The following is a 22,980-nucleotide window of genomic DNA, read 5'->3' as shown; positions in this document are numbered from 1 at the left end:
TAAACTCAAATAGTTTCTGCAATCTGAACAAAATTTTAATCTTCATCAGTTCCACCCATTCCTGATAAAAAATGTACTCTATCTGTAACTATTATTGTTGAGTCATCTAAATCTTCTACTGATTGTATCTCTATATCCTGCCCTTGATTCGCCCCCAATTTAACAGGTATTTTTCTGAAAATTACTTCTTTGTTGTTTTGTTTTTCAAGAGAAATTATAAAGTTTCCATCAGACTCTCTCAATATCGCACTTTCTGACAGTGTTTTGGCTGTGCGTGTACCTGCAAGTATTCTGGCGCTGATAAACATTCCCGGAATCAATTTTTGTTCTTGTTGTTCATTATCAAGATGCACATGAATATTAATAGCTTTTGATTCATCCTCAAATGTCTGACCTACCAGAAATACAGTCCCCACTACCTTATCTCCTAATCTTTTATCATCAATCAATACTTTTTGTCCTTTTTGAATCCTGAAGGCATCTTTTTCCAATACTTTTAACTCTACGTGCAAATGCTCTTTACTGATGAGCTCAAATAAGACATCATTAGGTGTAACCGACTTCCCTGTGTTGATATTTGTGCTTTTTATGTATCCACTAATTGGCGTAACTAAAGAGATAACCGATGCAGTTTCTCCTTTTTTTAATGTGGCAATATTGATGCCTAACATTTTGAGTTTGGCTTCTAAAGCCTTAATCAGTGCCTGATTACTGTTAAATTCGGCTTCGGCCTGCTGTAATTTTTTCTTTACACCAATATCTTCAGCACTTAAAGTTTGTTGACGCTCCAATTCTTTTTCTAAAAAAACTGAGTGAGCAACTGCCTGAAAATAATCTTGTTGCATCTGAATAAACTCAATAGATTCGACTGTAGCTAAAACAGTACCCTTTGTGACAAATCGACCTGGTAAAGCATTGTTAGCAAAAATAGTTTTGACAAAGCCTGTAATAGGAATACTGACTGAAGCTGAGTTTTCAGGAGGCACATCAGCCATACCCGTTGCTTTGATTTCATCATTTATAGCCATTTCTCTAAAATGACCTAAGGATAGATTCAAGTTTTTGAATTGTTCTGGTGTTATTTTTATTTGCAGAACTTCTGGCTGAGCTTTACTTGTATCAGCAATAGCCACAGTTGTTTCTGCTTTTTTTGAACAGGATGCAAGCCCTGTTGCCAATAATACTGAAAGAAAAAAGTATATTTTCATAAGAATATTCATTTATTCGATTCCTAAAAGTGTTTCTATCTGAATAATAGTCTGATTAAAATTTAATACAGTTGATAGATAATTGTCCTTGATTTGCCAGGCTTGTTGATTACCCTGTACTAACTCCACATAATCAATCTCTCCGCTCTGATAGCTCTTCATAGCATTTTTCAGTATTAATTCCGCTTGGGGCAGAGCGTAGCTTTCGTAGTAATTCAGTGAGCTCTGGTATTTCTGATAATTCATTTTTAATATATTCAATTGTCCGTTTAACTGAAACTCTATGTGTTTTAGGTTTGAATCAGCTATTTTTTCATTCACTTTTGCCACATCAATACGAGCTTTTTGTGCTTTGGTAAAAATGGGTAAGCCTACACCTGCCGAAAATATCATCTGGTTAAGCTTGTGCTCAATACTCTGATTTATTATACCTACTCTGAAATCAGGCTTTAATTTCTGTTTTTCTACATTGGTTGCCAGCTGACTAACAACTGCCTGTTGTTCATACACCGATAGAAGAGGGTTATTTGCCAGCAATAAGGCATTCGCAACTACTGAAGTATCTCTTTTTATAGGAAGGTTAAAATCAAGGTCAAATTTCTGTTGATTGTTCAGTAGAAGCCTGAAATGCTGATAAGCGGCTTCTTCATCTTTTTCCAAAGCTCTGAGTCTGTTGGTTATTTCCTGTAAACGAACTTCTGCACTGATTCTTTCCAAAGAGTTGATGTCTCCAGTCTTATATCTTGCCTGAGCAATCTGCATTGTATTTCGGTATATACTATCTTGCTCGGCTAATAATCGGTGTAACTGTAGATAGTAAAAAAGCTGATAATATACCTGTTTGAGGTTATTTACTACCTCATTTTTTTGAAAGGCTTCATTTTTCTGGCTCGCAACAACGCGGCTCTTTTGCAAATCTGCCTGTGCCTGATAAAGTTTTGGGTGAGAGAATTGTTGCACAAGCCCCAGGGTATAATCATTAGTATAGTAGGTTTGAGTACGCCCTAATTGAACATCAAGGTTAGTTTTGGCCAATTCTCGGGTTGTTTTTATTAATAATTCTTGCCCTTGAGTTTCTAAATTACTGACTTTTAACAAATAGTTATTTTTATAAGCTATCTCAATACTTTGTTTTAAAGTAAGCGTCTGTGCAAAGACCCCATTACTAACAAAAATAAATATCAGTAATGTTTCATGGAGATATTTCAGAATATAGGTTTTCATTGAACTTTGTTTTTATTGAATAAACTGTAGATAACAGGGAGTACAACAAGTGTAAGCAGGGTGGCGGAAATAAGCCCTCCGATCACAACTGTAGCTAAAGGTTTTTGTACCTCAGCACCTGCAGAATGCGAGATAGCCATAGGCAAAAAGCCTAAAGACGCTACAGAGGCGGTCATCAATACGGGTCGGAAACGGTTTTTTACACCTTGAAAAGTTCTTTTATAAATATCAAGATGCCCCTCGTCTTCTAACTGATTCAGATGGCTGATTAACACAATCCCATTGAGCACAGCTACTCCAAACAAAGCAATAAAGCCAACCCCTGCCGAAATACTGAATGGCATATCCCGAACCCATAAGGCTACAATACCTCCAATGGCTGACAGCGGAATGGCAGTAAAAATCATGAATGCCTGTCTGAATGAATGAAAGGTAAAATAGAGCAGCATAAAAATGAGTAGTAGCGCAATAGGAACAGCAAGACTCAGGCGCTCTTTGGCTTTCTGTAGATTCTCAAAAGCTCCGCCATATACAAAATAATATCCGGCAGGGAGCTTTACCTCTGTTTCCAGTTTTTCCTGAATCTCATGTACTAAACTTTCTACATCACGGTTTTGTGGGCTTATACCTATTGTAATACGGCGACGAGTGTTTTCATGTGAGATTTGAGCAGGGGCAGTTACGTAGGAAATTTGAGCCACCTCTTCAAAATTAATATAAGAGCCATTAGGTAGTTTTATATAAAGTGCCTTTACTCCCTCAATATCATTTCTGTAAGTAGAGTCAAGTCTTAGTACCATATCAAATCGTTTTTCTTCTTCAAATACAGTTCCGGTTTTCTCTCCGGCAAAAGCGGTTTTCAGAATCAGGTTCAGGTCTTCGATATTCAAACCGTATTGGGCCAGTTTTTCACGCTTATATACTACCGAAATCTGAGGCAAGCCAACTAATCTTTCTATTTTTATACTCGCTACTCCATCTATCTTTTCTATTACTTTAGCACAAGCATTAGCTCTTTCAGCTAATTTATCTAAATCATTCCCAAAAATCTTCACTACAATTTCAGATCTTGAACCTGCTATCATTTCATTAAACCTCATCTGTATTGGTTGTGTAAACTCAACACTCATGCCTGGTACTTCTCTTTCAATCACATCGGCCATTTTTTCAAACATCTCTTCTTTAGATGATGCAGAAGTCCACTCCGACTTGTTTTTCATCGAGATCATCAGGTCCGACATCTCCACAGGCATAGGGTCGGTCGGTACTTCAGACGCACCAATACGGCCTACAATCTGATCTATTTCGGGAAAATGTTTTTTCAGTGCTTTCTGGGCTTTAGTGGTAGATTCAATGGTGGCCGTCAGCGAGGTACCAGGAGGGGTCTGAAAATCGATGGCGATATCCCCCTCCTCTAATGTTGGGATAAATTCACCACCCAATAAAGAAAAAATACCCAGACTGACGATAAACAACCCAAAAGCAATACCGAGTACCAGTTTCTTTTTCGCCATTGCCCATCTGAACAATGGACGATAGGCATTGAAAATTGTATGTACGATGGTATCAGAGATTTTGAAATGTTTGTTACCTTCGTTTTTAAGTAATAATGCAGAAATAGCAGGTACATAAGTCAGAGACAATACTAATGCTGATACAATGGCTAAGCTTACCGTAATAGCCATTGGCTGAAACATTTTCCCTTCAACACCTGAAAGAGTCAGTAAAGGCAGATAAACGGTAAGGATAATTATTACTCCAAAAATTGCTGAGTTGAGTATTTTAGAAGTAGCTCTGAACACCAGACTATCCATTTCTGATTGAGATAATTTTACTTTTTCGGGTATATGATTTTTATCTTGCAGATAGTGCAGAATACCTTCAACTACTATAATAGAACCATCAATGATAAGCCCGAAATCAATTGCTCCTAAACTCATCAGATTGGCTGATATACCAAAGGCATTCATCAGGCTAAGCGTTACTAACATCGACAGAGGAATAACAGAAGCAACTAAAAGCCCCGCTCTGATGCTCCCCATCAACAGCACTAACACAAAAACTACAATCAACCCTCCCTCAATCAGGTTATTTTCTACTGTATGAATAGCTTTATCAATTAGCTTTGTCCGGTCTATAAAAGCATTAATTACTAATCCTTCTGGTAAGGTTCTCTGAATCCTGTCGATACGTTCTTTTACCCCCTTAATCGTTTTTTCAGAGTCAGCTCCCTTTAGCATTAGTACAACTGCCCCCACGGTTTCACCTTTGCCATTTTGGGTCATAGCTCCAAAACGATTGGCATGACCAAACTGTACAGTAGCTACTTCTCTTACTAATATAGGCACACCACCGGTGGTTCTTATAATAATGTTTTCAATGTCCGATAAACTTTTAGTTGTCCCTTCACCTCTGATAAAGTATGCCTGACTATTTTTTTCGATATAGCTGCCACCTGTATTGGAATTATTTCGGCTTAAAGCATCGTACAATTCAGCGATACTGATATTATTGGCTCTTAAACGTTCAGGATTCACGCTGACCTCATACTGTTTAACATATCCTCCGAAACTACTGATTTCAATTACCCCCTTTACTCCTGCCAACTGACGTTTGATAATCCAGTCCTGAATAGTACGCAGATCAGTTAGAGAATATGTATTCTCGTAGCCTTTTTTGGGAACTATGGTGTATTGATAAATTTCTCCCAAGCCTGTAGTAATTGGAGCTAATTCAGGTTTGCCAAACTGAGTAGGTATTTTATCTTCGGTAGCTTTTAGCTGTTCGGCTACTAATTGTCTTGCCTGTAGCATCGGTATTGATTCATCGAATACGATTGTAATAACCGATAGACCTAAACGGGATGTTGATCTTATTTCTTCTACGCCTTGCAGGTTTGCCATTTGCTGTTCAATGGGGGAGGTGATGTATTGTTCAACCTCCTGTGCAGCCAATGTAGGTGTTTGAGATAGGATAACCACCTGATTATTGGTTACGTCTGGTATGGCATCGATGGGCAATTGAGTGAGAGAATACCCACCCCAGCCTATCAAACCCAGCACCATCATACCAATAATGATTTTATTATTGATACTGAATTTTATAATGGCATCAAACATAATAATATAAGACTAAGCAATGATAAATGAAGTAATGAGCCCTGAATCTGTATTTACAGACTTACGGCCAATGGTTTTCTGAGCAGAAATTATGATTGCTGATGCCTGGGAGGGTTCAGAAGATTAGTCTCTAAAGAGAAAAAATAATTATTCAACCAATTGAAATGGTCTTGTTTTTCAATAGAAGAAAAAGTAGTATCAGTTGAGAAAGAAATAAAAGTTGGGATAACATATAAATAACTGACACCATTAATATCAAAAGAGGGTAAACTTGGGTGTTTGGTTTTAGCATGAGAAGAATCTGCTGAATAGTGCATTACCAGGAAATCCCATACATTGAAGTCCTTTGGGGCGTCTCTTTTGTGCTGGTAATAATGCGTAATAAGTTCCGGAAGTTTTATGGATTGACTCCAGTTGACTTTCGGAACTAAACTACCCAAAAAGATGGTAACAAACAATATGACTGCAATAAAGCGGCGCACTATTTATAGATGTTTTAACAAATATAAATAATCTTCCTACATACGAATTATTAAAATCGACCAAAAGCGCCTTTTTTGACTTTTTTTTAATAATTCATAATCATTATAAATAATAAACTACTTGATACTACTCTTTTCAACCCCTTCATTGGTAATGATAACAGGACTGATAAACCCTTGTTCATCAAAGTACATTTTATCAATACAGGTTACTCTTGAATTACCGTCTTTCTCTCCTAAAGGTCTTCTATGGTACACAATATACCAATCCTTGCTTTTAGGATCATGAATTACCGAATGATGCCCTGCGCCAGTAGCGATTTCAGGATTTTGTTGCAGAATTTTACCAATACGCTTAAATGGCCCGAAAGGTGAATCAGCAATGGCGTAAGCTACACTATAATTAGGGCCTGTCCAGCCACCTTCCGACCACATGAAATAGTATTTGCCTTCTTTTTCAAACATAAAAGGCCCTTCAACATAATTGTCAGGAGTAATTTCCTTAAAAATATTGCCATCTTTAAACGGGATAAAACCTGTGAAGTCTTTTTTTAGATGGGCAATATTGCAGTGTCTCCAACCGCCATAAATCAAGTAATATTCACCTTTATCTTTAAACACAAACTGGTCTATCGGTTGTGCACCATTATGAAATTTATCAACCAGTGGCTTTCCCAGATAATCTTCATAAGGACCTTCGGGTTTACTGGCCACAGCTACACCAATTCCTCCTGATTCCTTATCGCTCTGAATATCATTTGCTCCGAAAAAAAGGTAATATTTCTTGTCTTTTTCAATAATCGAAGGTGCCCACATCGCTCGTTTTGCCCATTTTACACTGGCCGTGTCCAGAATCCTGTTATGTTTTGTCCAGTTGACTAAATCAGGTGAGGAAAACGCATCAAAAAATACCTGTTTGCTATACGGTGCAGAAAAAGTCGGGTATATCCAGTATTTTTTGCCAAAAATAGTTCCCTCCGGATCAGCGTACCAACCTTGAAAGACAGGATTCCCAGCTGTTTTTTTTTCTTGTGCGTTAGACTGTAGATAAACCGATAATAGTAAAAAACTGAATAATAAGGTTTTAGAAGTGGGGTTGAACAATGTTTTAAGTATCATGTGATTTGAGGATTGATAATATTTGATTACGTAAATATATCAGCCTTTCTTGTACTAAAGAAACTTTATATTTAATTCTAAAATTTTAGGTATCTTTACCATTGTTTGCTATACTAATAAAAGTTTTCTAATCCTGCTAAATCAGTAAAGATTCATTAAACTTTAATTGTATTCACTAAGTTGTGGCGTCGCCTAAAATTAGCATTACTAAATTTGTTAAGGATTTACCTGCATTCTCAAAGTATCAGCCCATAAGTTTGGTAAAGTATCTATTGTTTTACAGATGCTTAGCCATTTATCTTGGGCTAATTTGGATAATAAAGGTTGAAAAATTTAATTTCTTCTATGAAAAACAGACTTCTATTTTTTTTATTAAGTATTCTCTTTCTTATTTCTCTTAAAACCATTGGCCAAAGCTGGAGTGTTTCATCGCCTAATACCAAGATTAAGGTGACTGTTGAGTTGAAACAGCCTGATAAAAACCTGATTTATTATGTAGAGTATATTGAAAACGCAACAGTTGATGCTGTTGTCAATCAATCAGATTTAGGCGTACGCAGAATGGACGAGCTTTTCATCAACAACTTTAGTTTTGAAGGGAGTTCTACCCAAATCATAGATGAGAATTATACAAATGCCAGTGGTAAAAAACTGAATCTCAGAAACCATGCTAACGAAATGACACTCAGCTTTAAAATCAATAACAAGCTGATGGATGTGGTTTTTCGGGCATATGATGATGGGATAGCCTTCAGATACGTATTTCCTGAAACATCGGGTGATGAGTATTACGTAACAAACGAAAACACGACGTTTCAGCTACCCACCGATGGGAACGCCTGGATACAGGAATTACCGGATTTTCAGCCAGTATATGAAAAAACATTTAGCAATGGTACTGCATTAAGCCAACCTGTCTTGGCTCAATCGGCTCTCCCTGCTTTGTTCAGAACTTCAAAATTCTGGCTTTTGCTAACAGAAGCAGATTTACATGATAATTTCTTTGCCAGCCATTTAGATGCCTATTCCGGCAACGGTACCTTCAGGTTAGCTCCACCCAGCCAGAACGATGGCAATGGGTTTGTCAATTTTGCTAAATCAAGTCTACCCTGGATAATGCCATGGCGAGTAATTATGATAGGGAAAGAGAATAAAGTAATCGTAGAGTCTAATTTGGTGAGTCATTTAAGTGCACCGTCTACTATTGCAGATATTTCATGGATTAAGCCTGGTTTATCGGCATGGAGCTGGTGGTCGAACCTCTATAGCCCTACTGATTTTGTTGCAACAAGAGATTTTATTGATTTTACCTCAAATTTTAAATTACCCTATTTTCTGGTAGATGTCGACTGGAATAAAATGGGCAATGGTGGAAACATTGATGACATTATTGATTATGCTAATACAAAGGATGTGAAAATTTGGCTCTGGTATAATTCAGGAGGGCCAAACAATCAGATAGATGCCCAACCAAGAGACCTGATGTATGACAGGCAAACAAGAAGAAATGAGTTTCAGCGAATAAAAAATCTGGGAGTAAAAGGGGTCAAGATAGATTTCTTTCAGAGTGACAAGCAAGAGGTAATTAAACAATATATAGACATACTAAAAGACGCTGCCGATTTTCAGTTAATGGTAAATTTTCATGGGAGTACATCGCCTAAAGGTTGGGAGAGAACCTATCCTAATTTAGTAACAATGGAGGCTGTAAAAGGGGCAGAGGCATACATTTTTGACGGAAACAGTTTCAGACAGAAAGCACCAGAGCATCATACAATCTTACCCTTTACTCGCAATGCTGTCGGATCTATGGATTATACCCCTGTAATTATTGGAGAATTTCGTGGAGTAGAGCATTATACCACCGATGTACATGAAATAGCCTTATTGAATACTTTTGAATCAGGAGAAACTCATTTAGTAGATAAAGCAGAGGGTTATTTAAGTTTATCACCCATTGCACAAAAGATAGTACAGGGTTTTCCGACAACCTGGGACGAGACTCATCTGATTGATGGCTATCCAGGTACTCATGTAATTATGGCAAGACGAAAAGGAGAAAACTGGTATATCTCAGGCATCAATGGCTTAAACGCTGAAAAAGTAATCAATCTCAATTTTTCACTTATTCAGAACGGAGAATACTTAAAGCAAACGCTGAAGGATGGAGATACCCCAAGACACATTGTTTCGTCTGAAACGAATGCTAATATTCAAACCTCCCTCAATATCAACGAAGTAATGAAACCTTATGGTGGATTTGTAATTGTCTTGGAAAGAAAAAGCTGTCAGGAAGCATATACAATTACTAATACAACCAATGATTTATTAGATGAATACAAAGTTTCAGATAAAATAACATCTTCTGTAGAGATTGTGCCTGACAGAAAGGTGATTTATGATGCAGGGAAATCAATTGACTTAATAATAGGATTTGAAGTAAAACCTGGTGCAACTTTTAATGCTAAAATAGGGGGATGTGCCGATTAAATCTTAACCTATGAATCGTTATTCAGGAAAGTGAAAAATAAAGTGCACAAAATTTAATCACGTTGTTATCAAACCATTTCTATGAAAAGGCAGTCATAAACATAATACAAGGTATCAAGCCTTTAAATCGTTATATTTATAGACTAAAAAATACTTTTATTGAATGTATTCACAACAACAGCTATGAAACAACCATTCTTTTGTCTCCTTTTTTTCTCGTTCTTTTTTTGCCGGCTGAGTTTTGCGCAACCTACAGGTTTTGTGGATGAACAGATTTCAGATCATTGGAATATTCCTGTTGGGTTGACCTTTGATAAACAAGGGCGTATGTACGTATGGGAAAAAGCAGGTAAGATTTTTATGGTTGAAAATGGAGTGAAAAATCCCGTACCAATTATTGATATCAGCAAAGAAGTATTAGATTTTAACGATCATGGGCTGAATGGTGTAGCACTTGACCCAGATTTTCTGAACAACGGCTATATTTACCTGCTATATGCTGTAAAGAGGCATCATGTGCTTTATTTTGGCACGCCAGCCTATGATTCTACGAATGCTGATGGTTTTAAGACAACAATAGGTCGGTTAACCCGATACACCCTCAATAAAACAGATGGATTCAAAACAGTTGATGAAAATAGCCGGAAGATACTATTAGGAGAGAGCATAACCACCGGTATTCCGATTTTGGTAGATAATCATGGAGTAGGTTCATTGGTATTTGGTAAAGATGGTACCTTATTAGTTACGGCAGGTGACGCAGCTCTTGCCAGCGAACCCCCAAGCAATGATAGTCAGAACCCGTGGTTTTTAGAGGCAGTATCAGTAGGTATCATTACTGCCGATCAGAATGTAAATGCGTACCGAAGCCAGGTATTGAACTCTCTAAATGGAAAAATACTAAGGATTGACCCTGCCACTGGTAACGGGTTGACTTCTAACCCCTTTTATGAAGCTGGCAATCCTCGTTCTGCAAAATCGCGTATCTGGGCTTATGGTTTACGTAATCCCTTTCGTTTTACAGTTCAACCCAATACGGGGAGTACTAACCCGGCAGATGGTAATCCGGGAACAATCTTTGCAGGAGATGTTGGGTGGAGTCATCGCGAAGAAATTAACATTATAAGCAGAGGCGGGCAGAATTTTGGATGGCCTTTATATGAGGGAATCAGTTATACAAATGAGTCATACAATAATCCTGTCTACAAACCTACTACTCCTGTTTTGCCTATTATCGAATGGCGCGGGCCATTGGCACAAGCCTTAGTTGATGGTGAGGTTTATGGTGTTGGGTCTGCTCAGTTTAAAGGAAATCCTTTTTCAGGAAACTCTTCTATCGGCGGAATATTCTATAACATGACAACTTTCCCGGAGGCTTATCGGAATCTTTATTTTCAGGGTGATTATGAAGGTTGGGTAAAGGCATTCCGTCTGGACGAAAAAAATAATCCGGTAGAAGTAATAGATTTTACTGACAGGGTAAATCCTACCTGCTTTGCCTTGAATCCGGTTGACGGTAGTATTTATTATGTTAGTTATCTATATCCTGACATTCATGAAGTCAGAAGGTTGTCTTTTAATCCTAACGCTAATCTAAGACCTGTAATTGTAGCAGAAGCAGCACCAGTGTATGGAACCAGTCCGCTGACGGTTAATTTTACAGCCAGTAATTCGAGAGATCCTGAGAATGGTCCATTAACGTTTTTCTGGGATTTTGGTGACGGCAAAAGTTCAGATTTACCTAATCCTACGCATATTTATGTAGCTGTATCAACCGAGCCACAGATATTTACGGCTATATTAAAAGTTACTGACAATGAAGGGAAGTCGGATTCGAAGACTTTTAAAATTTATCTTAATAACACTCCTCCGACAATTGTAAGCACAAGCATAGATAATATTAATTCATTTAATAATGCTGAAGATTTTAAAGTCAATCTGACAGCTAATGTAACAGATAAGGAGCAAACAGATTTATCTTATCAATGGGTTGTTGTATTGCATCATGAAGAGCATACACATTTTGTTAATAGTTTCAGAAAATCAGAAGGGCAGGTAGTTTTAGGGCAAGTACCCTGCGATAGCCAGACTTATTTTTATCGGATAAGCCTGATCGTAACAGATCCATTAGGTTTAAACACCACTTATGATAAAGATATTAAACCTCTTTGCCCAGGTGATTCAATATCTAATCCTGATCCTGATCCTGAGCCTGTAATATTGAGTGTGTACCCTAATCCTACTAAAAATGCGATTGAATTAATGGCAAGTAACGATTTGGATAACCATCTGATTAAACTAATATTATTGAGGAATACAGGGCAGGTAATCAGCGAGCGGGAGGGGTATTGGAGAGATCTTAAAGAGCAGATTAATAGAGATTTATCAGATCAGAGTTCAGGTATTTATATCCTGAATGTCACGTTCGGAGATAAGAATAAGATTTTCAGGATATATAAGGAGTGATAAAAAAGCCGGATAACATTTATGCTATCCGGCTTTTAGGATTTATAAATGTACTACTTGCCCGGTTCGTACCGATTCGTCGCAGGCAAAGGCGATTTTTAAACTGTTTACTGCGTCCTGAACGTGATCTGTCAGGTCAATATCTTCCTGTATCGATTTCAGAAAATAACGTTGTTCTCTGTTACAAAGCTCCTGATGATCAGGTTCGTCTGTCAGATTAATCCATGTGTCTTCTTTTGTAAACTGATTGTTGGCATCAATGTCTGCGTGATGAAAACGTAAAGATTCTGTTTTGGTATGAGAATCAACATTATCAGATTTTCCGCTGCCACCAGCTTCTTTTGCTACAATCGACACACATCCTTTAGGCCCTATAACGTCTTTAACAAAAAAGGCTGTTTCACTCATCATTGGCCCCCAACCTGCTTCATACCAACCTACTGAACCATCCTCAAACCTGATTTGTAATTGACCATAGTTATAGTTAGTGGTAGCAATATCATTGGTTAATCTTGCCCCGATAGCCGTGACCTGCAATGGTTTTGAGCGGGTCATCTGGCACATCACATCAATATAATGCACGCCACAATCAACAATAGGGCTCAGGCTTTTCATCAGGTTTCGATGCACATCCCACATATTGCCATGGCTTTGTTGGTTCAGGTTCATGCGCATCACTAAGGGTTTGCCTAACTGGTGTGATAGCTCTACAAATTTTTCCCATGAAGGATGATGGCGTAAGATATAACCTACTACTACCTTTTTACCTGTTTTCCTTGCCACTTCAGCAACTCTCTCAGCACCTTCTACTGTATCAGCCAATGGTTTTTCTATAAATACGTGTGCCCCGCTTTCAAGAGCTTTGATAGCAAATGCTTCATGAGTATCAGGATACGTCGAGATACAAACGGCATCGGGTTTAGTAGCTACAAGGGCTTCTTCATAATCTGAAAATAGAGGATAGCCACCCCCTAAACGTTCGTTTAATACTTCTTTGCTTTTTCCGGTGGATACAATTCCGCAGATTTCAAATCCATCATTGGTATGATATGCTATGGCATGCGAAGCCCCCATATTTCCACAACCAACTACTAATACACGAATCGGACTCATAAGTTTTGATATACTATTTTAGGGTTGTACAAAATTCAGCAGATAAAAAAACTGCCGATACAAAGTTATGTTAAATTTTATTGATTATTCTCTTACAATTTTTCTCGACAAACTACCTTGCGAGGTTTCTATTTTTAAAATATACAAACCTTTAGCCAGTTGACTTATATTGAACGAATTATTGGATGATAGCTTGCTTGCCTGCATTGCTTTGACCCCATTTGGCGAGTAAAATGTGGCTTCTTTGAAAACAATACCAGCAGGCAATTCAATTTTCAGTTCATCGCTGGCAGGATTCGGATAAATACTTACTTTAATGTGCTCGTCTGATTCAGTACCTAAAATGGCAGCTTTTACCTCAACGGCTGTCGATAAAGCACTGGCACAACCATCGTCTGTGAGAGACCTTACAGTGTATATACCACCTGCATTGGTCGGAGTAATAGTCGACTGCGTAGCACCATTTACAGCGGCACCATCAAGATACCACTGGTATTTTGTACCACCCGAGGCTACAAGGTTGTTACCACTTACTGTTATTTTTGGTGTTGTAGGTATTATACAGAAAGTTTGTGACGCACTTGCCGAATTAAATTGATTGCTACCCACCTGAAATGCCTGAATTTTTACCTTCCCTGCTTTAGTTCCCAATGTTATCTTGCTGCCATTAACGATTGCATCTCCCGATTCAATAGCATATTGGACAGGTAATTTTGAGCTGGCAGTAGCTGTAAGAGTAAAAGAAGCACCTGGAATTTTGTCGGATATTGCACCGAATGTAACGGTCTGGTCGGTTTTAGTAGGTAAGGTTCTACTACCCTGCGAATACCAAACGGCCCACTTAGCATCCGTCAACCATTCTTGTGCACTACCTGACGGAGAAATCTTGTTTTTATCTAAATTGATATATTTTACAATTTCCTGATTACCTTTTTTTGCATTAAAGAGTAATTTGTCATCTAATCGAGAATACCCAGGATAACCAATATCATTATTTTCGTTGATAATATCAACATCATTATTCTCTATATCAACACCTATCTGATAATAAGTGTCAGGTTCTTCAGACGTATAATAGTCAAACGCTATCACATTTTGTGTGTTTTTTGATAAAGAAGGGTTTCCGATACTTTCCCCCTCTTCTAAATCTGTAAAGAGTTTTTCGATTTTCCCATCACCAAATGTTTTTTTAGCTACGTCCCATACTCTTATCAGGCCTACGTCCCAATACTCTATTGTTCCCGATACACTACTAAGGCTATTGAAGGCATCATAGATGATAATCTCACCAGAGTAATCCCATTCAAACGAATCAGCATAAAGCACTTCTCCAGTACTTACACCTGAAGAGTAGGTAGGGTTATATAATTTGAATTTGGCACTTTTGCCATTGTTTTCAAGGTCAAATACATACATATACGGTTCTTCCTCATTGGTTAATCCGGCTACTCTCTTGCCATCTTTAGAAATCGCTACATTATCCCAAACGGCATCACTGGTCAGTTTATCTTCTTTAAAGGTACCTGAAAGAGCAATCCTACGGATATTTTTATCTTTTCCTACAAAATAAGCATATTGTCCGTCGTCAGTAATACTTGGTTTGCTTAAACAACCACTTGACGAAATTGCCTTAAATTGCGTATCAGTAGTTTTAGCATTATAGAGTTTATCATCTGTGGGGTCAAACACCAGAATAAAATCACCACCATTATTGACAGGAATGGTTTGTGGAGTCGGATTAGGAGTAGGAGTACCAGTATTACCCGATGGGTCAGCGATACCTACACCATCAAAGGCTGCTTTTGCTGCATTCTCAACTGCTGAATTAGCACCATATAAGTCGGCAGCCGCTTTTACTACTGCCAATCGTGCATCTACAAATTTAGATGTACGGGTCAGATACTTGGTTAGCGCCCTGTAATATACCTGCTCAGCTTTATCTTTACCAACTGAGGCATTAGTAGCAAACAAGTAAAAAGCATAGTTTGGGATACCGCTGTTTACATGCACACCACCATTGTCTTCCTCTTCGGTATTTTCTAAGTACTCATATTGAGACATAATTTTAGGCTGATAACCACGAGCACTTTTGCCACCTTGATTGGGATTTTGTAAACTGCGCAAAGCTCCAGAAGGATAAACCCCGGGTTTAACTACTTCTTCCCCCATTGTCCAGTCGTCCCGGTCAATCATTGCTCCAAAAATGTCAGCAAAAGACTCATTCAAAGCACCAGATTGGTTCTGGTATTCCAGACGGGCAGACGCTTCAACTACACCATGTGTCATTTCATGACCCGCTACATCCAATGCTCCTGCCAAAGGTTTGAAAAAATCACGACCATTTCCATAACCCATAAAGGCCCCATTCCAATAGGCGTTATCCATACCTTTGCCATCTTCATCTGCAATATTGATTACAGAGATAATCGTACTTCCTTTGCCGTCTAATGAGTTGCGATTGAAGATTTTACGGTAAAAATCGTAGCAAACGCCTGCATTATAATGCGCCGAAACAGAGGTAGTATTCCAACTGGTGCCACTGCTTGATACAATGTGCGAATATTTGGTATTATTAGAGGGTGTATTTTTTGCATCAATAGTCATTATACCCCCTACAGGAGTATCTGGCAACTTTGAGGTAGTTATATTGTACATGGGTCTTTGAGTATCAATCATGTAATAAGTACCTCCGAATTGCTGTATATTAAGGGTGCGTGTAACGTTGTTCAGGTCTTTGGCATTAGCAGTAAAAGGACCGTCTAATGCACAGGTATGATTAAATTTCCTAAGAATTTCTCCGCTATTGGCATCAACAAAATATACCCACCGCTCTAATATATTCGGTCTGATGGTCAAGTAGTAAGTAAGCCTCGCATCTACGCCTTTTTCATCTGCATAATAAATTAACAACTCAGAAGAATGATCTTGCTTGATAAACCCATTGCTTATGGTTTTTTGTACAATTGATTTCTTAGATACATCTGCCATTGCTATATCTATGGCTTTAGCTTCTGTAAGGCGAGGTTGGACAGATACCAGTTTCGGAGTAGGGAAATGTCGCCCGTTGAGTGTTTGTATTTTGTTATCTTTTGAATGAAGCCAAATCTCGCCACCATATACGGGTATATTCTTATACTTCTGTTGTAATTGCATATGGGTCATTCCAATTTCATCAGTTTCAGTAGCTTGTATTACTAATTCCTGATTCGGGTCTTCTATTTGTAGGGTTGCTTTTACCTCCGCTAAAAAGTTAGTTGCTAAGGCCTGTGCGCTTAAACGTGCTTTATTATCCTGATTTGAGAAATTCTCAATCATTAGTACTCTGCCTGTCTCAGGATCTTTAGTAACTTTATATTTATTGATAAGTCTGGTCGAAAGGCCTTTAGGGTTTAGCTGTCGGGTGTTTTTATCTGTTCTTTCGCCTTGAATTTCTAAAAAATCTCCTTTAGGTACATGATTTTTATCTGTAGATAACTTGAGCTTTCGCTCAAATCCTTTTTGAGCAATGGCAGAGGTAGTGATAAATAATAATAGAATAAAGGTTAGTCTCATAATAGGTACGTTTATTGATTCAAAGGTACTAAATTCATCAAATTTTTGTATAATTCTCTGGTTTTTTCAGACACTTGGCTATCAGGTTTGCCCCAAACCAAAGATTGTGTCTGATTTTCTTTCTGTAGCCTCACAAAATAATACATATTACCGGGTTTGTTGAAACCGTTAGTTTCATGAAACAGCATTTCCGATGTTTCAAATAGCTCTTTTACGGTTTTAGCCTTTTGTTTACCTAAATCCGTAAACTTAGAATCATTATTTTTTCTAAAAAACAAATGCTTATTTTCTAATAGCCTGTATTCATTAACCTGATTAGCAAAACCGCCACCGCTACCAAAAATTAACTGGCTCCCGGTATAGTTTAGAGGGTTGTGTTTTTTGGCACATGAATTTAACATACATAGGAGTATAATTAAAAATGATAAGGGAATAATGTTTATATTTTTCAATATTTTCTGAAACATTAGTTTTAATTGTAAAATCAGTATTTATAGAATAATTAATTTATTTTGTATTATTTGTTAAAATTGACTATTTTGAATGTATAAATTTTTCAAATATATTTAGATGAAAATGTATTTGTCAGTAATTATGAAACAATTTAAATAAATAACAATACTTTACACACCAACTTGGTTTGTATATTCTAATCGCATATTTTTTGCCTGCAAAAATAGCTTAATGAATGAAATAATTAAAATCAAGCCGAATAGCAAGGCAGTATATTCAGGTTTAAACGGATTCAGCCCAAAATATTTATTCATACCATCAACATTGGCTAAATGAGCTACCGAAATTAGTGCAAAAAGGGAATACTGATTGCTCGTAAGAGCATAAGCAAAATACAAAGCAATAGCAGGGTAGGAGTACCTCTCGTGCATTTGTGTATTCACAAAAAAGAATAAGGTTGCTATGGTGGCGGCAGTAAGCCATAGTAAAGCATAGTAGTCAGCATCTGCTATTTTTTTGAACCATACTAAAATATATGTCCTGAATAAGATGGGTATAAATACCAGCGCAGATAAGCTGAAGAATAATAAAAAGCCCCATTTTTTATAGGTTAGCCCTGCAAAGGTTAGCGTATCATTTAGCAAAGTGGGGTCTTCCTGAATCAGCAGATACCATAAATTATAGGCATTCCAGGACACTCTTGGGAAAAATCCTACCGACTCTCTGACTACCTTAACGAAATTCCAGAATGTGCCTCCCCATATAAACGGACTTAATAACCAGAGTTGAGTGAGCAAAGAGATGCCCAGCATTTTCAGCAAAAGCCACTTATCAAATTTCTGAGAGAACTGATAGACTAAAAGAATCAGGAAAAAAGGAACAAAAATAATGGCCTGTAATTTTACATAAATAGAGAGCGTACAAAAGAAAGCCCCCCAAAGCATTTTCCGTTCATAAAGACAGATAATTCCTAAAACGACTATGGTGGTAGGTACACTATCTAACTGCCCCCAGATAACGGTACAATACAGATAACCCAAATTGAACAATAAGAAATATTCAACAAACTTGACTGAATAGTATTTTCGTAATGCCCAGGCTAAAGACAAGGCACAGCCAAAATCAAATAATAAAAAGAAGTATTTAAGCTGATAACTATTCGCGTAAATCAGGTCTTTGCTGCCTTGTAATTTGCCAAACCAATACAATCCATGCAGATAAAAGGGCATATAGTTGGTGTCAGAATTATAAATCTGGCTTAACCCATGCTCAAAAGCATAATAAGACCAGCGCGGCCAGTCATTGTTTAAATCAAACCAAAAACCTGTATGTGGGATAATTGCTACTAATAGAATATAAAATAAAAGATGATGCCATTGTATAGGTAAAGAATTATCGCTTAGTCTTTGAAAGATTTTCATTCCGTAAGTTTTGTTTATACGAGCAATGCCTGATAGCTTTTTGAGTCCTCAAATTTCAGCATTTTGTTTTATATTCTATCAGCAAGATTAAAGAAACCTTTATATTTGGCAAACAAACTTCTGATAAATGAAAAGAATAATTTACTTAATGGTTTTAGCAGGGGCTATTTCAGCCTGCCAAACAAATAAAGAGACTACTACGAATGATTCTATTGCAGTAGATAGTGTTAGTTTTAAACAGGAAAGTACTCCTTATATTACTACAGAAGGCGATACACTAATATCCTCAATAGATATAACCTACCCTAAACTTACAGGAGGTAATGACTCTGTAATACTTAAAATCAACGCATTTATGGAAGCCTTACCAATAGAAGGGCTTTCGGGAATATCTGATCCTGAGGGTAACAGAAAGATCGCAAATAATCTCGTAGATGCAGCAAAGAGCTTCTTTAAAAGTGTGTCAGATGCACAAAAAGAAATGCCTGACGTTCCTAATATGGTTTACACGTATGAAGCCTTAGGTGATACCTTATGGATTTCATCAAATGTCATTTCATTGTATTATAATGAATCTACTTATACTGGTGGAGCTCATGGTAATTATAATACTTCTTTCTATAATTTTGATGCTGTTTCTGGAAAACTGTTGACAACGCAGGAGATAGTAAAAGATACAGTAGCTTTGAATAAATTGGCAGAAGCAAAATTCAAAACTGAGGAAGCCGAAATGGCCAAAGAAAGTGGTATAGAATTTAGAATGGAAGATTACTTTTTTCCTGAAAATAAATTCATTTTGCCACATAATATAGCCATCACTAAAGAAGGCTTACGCCTATTATATAATCCTTATGAAGTGGCTTCATATGCTCGTGGAATGATTATTCTTGATATATCCTGGCAAGAACTGAAAGGTATTGTAGTAGAAAAATACGCGGGAAAATAAAAATGAGGTGCATTCATGTACCTCATTTTTTTGTTCTGATTTTCTCTATAAAGTCAGTCAGATTAGCAATGAGTAAATAGGCAATACCGAAAATAATGAGTGGTAAGCAACTAAAGAAAATAGCTCTTTTAGGGTAACCCTCAAAGAAATTTGTCCATGACCACCAATAACTGCTACCCATAATTAATGGATAGGCAAACACAGCTATAAGAAGAAGTATGGGAAGGTGCTTCTTTAAAGATTTAGAAGGCTTTAAAACAATAAATGATAGACCTGCCATTGAGAACCAGGGAAATATAGTAATGGCTCCCAATACTTGTAATAGGATGATTATAATTTTCATAAACTTTTACTATAACTTTTACAGTTGATAAAGTAAATAGGAGCAGTTTAAGGGCATAATTTTATACGAGCAAAAGTTTCTAAACAAAAGTTATATGGGCAGAGTATTTAAAAATACTCTACGTATTATTATTGGGCTAATTCACGGATAGCTAACCATGACATCAGCCCGGGACCTATCTCAAGTGCAGTTTCGTCAACATCAAAAGTAGGTGTATGTACGCCTGAAACGATTCCACGGGTTTCGTTTCGAGTACCTAATCTATAAAAACAGGAATCTACTACTTGTGAGTAAAAAGCAAAATCTTCGCCTGCCATCCATAAATCAAGGTCAATTACATTTGCTGCGCCCATATATTCAATGGCCTCATTTTTCAAGCGGCGGGTCAATTCAGGATGATTTTTCAGGAAAGGATACCCTTTTACTACCTCAAAATCACAAATGCCGCCCATCGCTTCCGTAATGCCTTCTGCCATTTTTTTCATGCGACGTAGGCCATCTTCTCGCCATTCTTCATCCATACATCGGAATGTCCCCTGAATCGTTACTTCATTCGGAATAACATTGGTTACTCCATCAGCAATAAATCTTCCGAAAGACAATACTGAAGGATTAGCCGGCTTACGGTTACGGGAAATAATCTGCTGCAATGAAACAATTACATGTGAGGCTATCAGCACAGGGTCTATCAACTGGTCGGGCATAGCACCATGGCCACCTTTGCCTTTAATGGTCATATATAACTCATCAGTACTAGCCATATACATTCCCTCTCTGAAACCAATCTTTCCAACCGGAATATTAGGTGCTACGTGTTGCCCTATCATACCAGCAGGAGCAGGATTTTCTAATACTCCCTCTTTAATCATAATAGAAGCCCCACCTGGTGCTTTTTCCTCGGCTGGCTGAAAAACCAGCTTGACCGTTCCTTCAAATTCTTCACGTAGCTCATGTAAAATTTTTGCGGTACCAAGCAAAGAGGAAGTGTGCACGTCATGTCCACAAGCGTGCATCACACCCTCATTAATAGATTTATAAGGAACATCATTCTTCTCAAAAATAGGCAGAGCATCCATATCAGCTCTTAACCCGATTACTTTACTTTCACAATTTTTGCCCTCAACAAGGGCTACAACTCCGGTATTGGCAATGCCTTCCTGTGGACTTAGACCAATATCTTTAAGTTTTTGAGCTACAAAACGTGCAGTATTATATTCCTGAAAAGAAAGTTCGGGGTTTGTATGCAAATAACGACGATTAGCAATAGTTTCAGAAGCAAATTCCTTAGCTAAACGTTTTATTTTTGAGTCAATAGACATGCGCAATATTCTTTGGTAAACAGTATAGTATCAAAATCAGTCATTTTCTCAAAAATAATGACGATTTAGTAAAAAATGATTCATTTTTTTAATCGGACTGCTAAGATACGTATAGAATATTTTTCTACCATAATTTTTAACAAAAAATAGTGTTACCGCTCATTATTGAAAGATAACACTATCATAATTTTTGAGAAAATAAATTTATTTTTTGGCTTTAGGGTCTTCTTTAGGCACCTCTGGTTTCTCCTCTCCTTTCAGATAAGTAGGTAAATTAAGACCAGCCATATTAAATAAATCGTTCAATGGCGGTACAGTTTTCATCATACCTGACACAAAATTGGCAGTAGAAGAACTCCCATTATCATTTGTGCCATTGCCTGAATCCCAAACAGTAATTTTATCAATCTTGATATTTTTAACGGCTTCCACCTGTGTTTTAACCAATTCCGGTAGTTTTTCAATCAAAAGTAATTGGAAGGCCTTTGTTGGATCGCCTCCTGCAGCAGCTACAACTTCTCTATAACCTTCAGCTTGTTTAGTCAATATTTCAAACAAACCTTTGGCTTCGGCTTCCATTTTGGCATAAATAGCGTCGGCTTCCCCTTTGGCACTTTCTCTGATTCTTTCTGCCTCTGCCTGGGCCTCGATGATGGCTCTTTGTTTGGCTATTTCCGCCGGAATCACAATATTGGCAATCTGAGTAGAACGCTCTCTTTCAGAACGTGCTAACTCGGCTTTTTGCTCGGCTAAGTAGGCTTCTTCAAGTGCTTTAGCCTGTTGTACTTTTTCTGCCGTAATCGCTATACGAAGCGCTTCTGCTTCTTTTTCTCTTCTTAGTGCTTCCGAATTAGCAATGGCAATTTTAGCTTCGTTTTCTCCTTTTACGGCCACAGCATTGGCTTCCGAGGTTTTCACACGCGTATCTCTGGTTGCTTCTGCTTTACCAATGGCTTCGTCTTTTCCTGCTGATGCAATACTGATTTCGCGATCTTTCTGGGTAATAGCGATCTTTACATCACGGTCTCTGTGGGTTTCTGCAATCTGGGTATCCCTTTCACGGTCAGCTAACGCTTTTCCTGTTTCTCCGATTTTCTCTTGTTCTGCAACACTGACTTTTGCTTCGTTGATTGCCTTTGCCGCAGCTTCTTTGCCCAATGCTTCTATATAGCCTGACTCATCTTTAATGTCAGTTACATTTACGTTAATCAGCTTCAAGCCGATTTTCTTTAATTCTGTATCTACATTTTTTGAGATATTATCTAAAAATTTATCTCGGTCGGAGTTAATTTCCTCAATAGTCATAGTAGCAATAACCAGACGTAACTGACCGAAGAGTATATCCTTTGATAATTCCTGTATTTGCTCTGCCGACAGGCCTAATAATCTTTCAGCAGCATTATTCATGCTATCTGCTTCCGTCGAAATAGCAATAGTAAACCGACAAGGAACATCTACTCTGATGTTCTGGCGACTTAAAGCATTGGTCAGGTTCGCCTCAATTGAGATAGGTTTCAGATCTAAAAAAGCGTAATCCTGAATAACTGGCCAGATAAATGCACCTCCACCATGAATACATTTGGCGGAAGTTCCTCCTGTTCTACCATAAATAACCAGAATTTTATCAGAAGGGCATCTTTTATACCTTGAAATAAGGGCAGTGATTGTCACAAACAGAACAATAGCAGCCACAACAATAATAATAAGTGGTGAAGACATTTCAGA

The 22,980-nt window shown here is 37.6% G+C and carries 15 protein-coding genes; 3 read left to right on the top strand and 12 right to left on the bottom strand.

The window, feature by feature from the left end; translation table 11 throughout:
* Window positions 1-35 precede the first annotated feature (35 nt).
* From H1R81_RS22640 to H1R81_RS22625, 5 genes are all read right to left on the bottom strand, one after another.
* A complete protein-coding gene (locus H1R81_RS22640) occupies window positions 36-1,208 on the bottom strand; it encodes an efflux RND transporter periplasmic adaptor subunit (RefSeq protein ID WP_181843030.1) in 1,173 nt (390 codons plus the stop codon).
* A 12-nt stretch (window positions 1,209-1,220) separates the two neighbouring features.
* Window positions 1,221-2,432, bottom strand: coding sequence for a TolC family protein (locus H1R81_RS27510; RefSeq protein ID WP_229251199.1), 1,212 nt, complete (start codon window positions 2,430-2,432; stop codon window positions 1,221-1,223).
* On the bottom strand, window positions 2,429-5,551 hold the full coding sequence (locus H1R81_RS22635; RefSeq protein WP_229251198.1) for an efflux RND transporter permease subunit: 3,123 nt from the start codon (window positions 5,549-5,551) through the stop codon (window positions 2,429-2,431). Before H1R81_RS22635 ends, H1R81_RS27510 begins: the two co-directional genes overlap by 4 nt.
* An 89-nt stretch (window positions 5,552-5,640) precedes the next feature.
* Window positions 5,641-6,033, bottom strand: a complete 393-nt coding sequence (locus tag H1R81_RS22630) for a hypothetical protein (RefSeq protein WP_181843029.1) — start codon at window positions 6,031-6,033, stop codon at window positions 5,641-5,643.
* Window positions 6,034-6,150: 117 nt separating this feature from the next.
* Complete coding sequence (locus H1R81_RS22625; RefSeq protein ID WP_181843028.1) at window positions 6,151-7,152, bottom strand: glycoside hydrolase family 43 protein; 1,002 nt, start codon at window positions 7,150-7,152, stop codon at window positions 6,151-6,153.
* Window positions 7,153-7,497: 345 nt separating this feature from the next.
* Here H1R81_RS22625 and H1R81_RS22620 point away from each other — a divergent pair, with 345 nt between their 5' ends.
* Window positions 7,498-9,642: a glycoside hydrolase family 97 protein gene (locus tag H1R81_RS22620; RefSeq protein ID WP_181843027.1), complete on the top strand. Its 2,145-nt coding sequence runs from the start codon at window positions 7,498-7,500 to the stop codon at window positions 9,640-9,642.
* A gap of 183 nt (window positions 9,643-9,825) precedes the next feature.
* The gene (locus H1R81_RS22615) at window positions 9,826-12,108 is read left to right on the top strand and encodes a PQQ-dependent sugar dehydrogenase (protein WP_181843026.1); all 2,283 of its coding nucleotides are present in this window, start codon (window positions 9,826-9,828) and stop codon (window positions 12,106-12,108) included.
* Between the two features lie 42 nt (window positions 12,109-12,150).
* On the opposite strand, the gene H1R81_RS22610 is transcribed toward H1R81_RS22615, so the two are convergent.
* From H1R81_RS22610 to H1R81_RS22595, 4 genes are all read right to left on the bottom strand, one after another.
* Window positions 12,151-13,221 carry a Gfo/Idh/MocA family protein gene (locus H1R81_RS22610; protein ID WP_181843025.1) on the bottom strand — a complete coding sequence of 357 codons (1,071 nt, stop codon included), beginning with the start codon at window positions 13,219-13,221 and terminating at the stop codon, window positions 12,151-12,153.
* Between the two features lie 84 nt (window positions 13,222-13,305).
* Entirely contained in the window at window positions 13,306-16,773 is a 3,468-nt protein-coding gene (locus H1R81_RS22605; RefSeq protein ID WP_181843024.1) for a M4 family metallopeptidase, read from the bottom strand.
* Window positions 16,774-16,784: 11 nt separating this feature from the next.
* Window positions 16,785-17,174 (bottom strand): hypothetical protein, encoded by a 390-nt coding sequence (locus tag H1R81_RS22600; protein WP_181843023.1) that lies wholly within the window; start codon window positions 17,172-17,174, stop codon window positions 16,785-16,787.
* Between the two features lie 222 nt (window positions 17,175-17,396).
* Entirely contained in the window at window positions 17,397-18,647 is a 1,251-nt protein-coding gene (locus tag H1R81_RS22595) for a hypothetical protein (RefSeq protein ID WP_181843022.1), read from the bottom strand.
* A gap of 127 nt (window positions 18,648-18,774) precedes the next feature.
* On the opposite strand from H1R81_RS22595, the gene H1R81_RS22590 reads away from it, so the two are divergent.
* On the top strand, window positions 18,775-19,593 hold the full coding sequence (locus H1R81_RS22590) for a DUF3298 and DUF4163 domain-containing protein (protein ID WP_181843021.1): 819 nt from the start codon (window positions 18,775-18,777) through the stop codon (window positions 19,591-19,593).
* 22 nt (window positions 19,594-19,615) lie between these two features.
* Here H1R81_RS22590 and H1R81_RS22585 read toward each other — a convergent pair whose 3' ends face one another.
* From H1R81_RS22585 to H1R81_RS22575, 3 genes are all read right to left on the bottom strand, one after another.
* Window positions 19,616-19,936: a hypothetical protein gene (locus tag H1R81_RS22585; protein WP_181843020.1), complete on the bottom strand. Its 321-nt coding sequence runs from the start codon at window positions 19,934-19,936 to the stop codon at window positions 19,616-19,618.
* 128 nt (window positions 19,937-20,064) lie between these two features.
* On the bottom strand, window positions 20,065-21,255 hold the full coding sequence (locus H1R81_RS22580; RefSeq protein WP_181843019.1) for a M20 family metallopeptidase: 1,191 nt from the start codon (window positions 21,253-21,255) through the stop codon (window positions 20,065-20,067).
* Between the two features lie 204 nt (window positions 21,256-21,459).
* Window positions 21,460-22,974 carry a flotillin family protein gene (locus H1R81_RS22575; protein ID WP_220275290.1) on the bottom strand — a complete coding sequence of 505 codons (1,515 nt, stop codon included), beginning with the start codon at window positions 22,972-22,974 and terminating at the stop codon, window positions 21,460-21,462.
* Window positions 22,975-22,980 lie beyond the last annotated feature (6 nt).

The sequence above is a fragment of the Emticicia sp. BO119 genome (assembly GCF_013912375.1).
Taxonomy (GTDB): domain Bacteria; phylum Bacteroidota; class Bacteroidia; order Cytophagales; family Spirosomataceae; genus Emticicia.
Note: the sequence above shows the minus strand (reverse complement) of the source record. Positions and strands in the feature narration are given on the sequence as shown.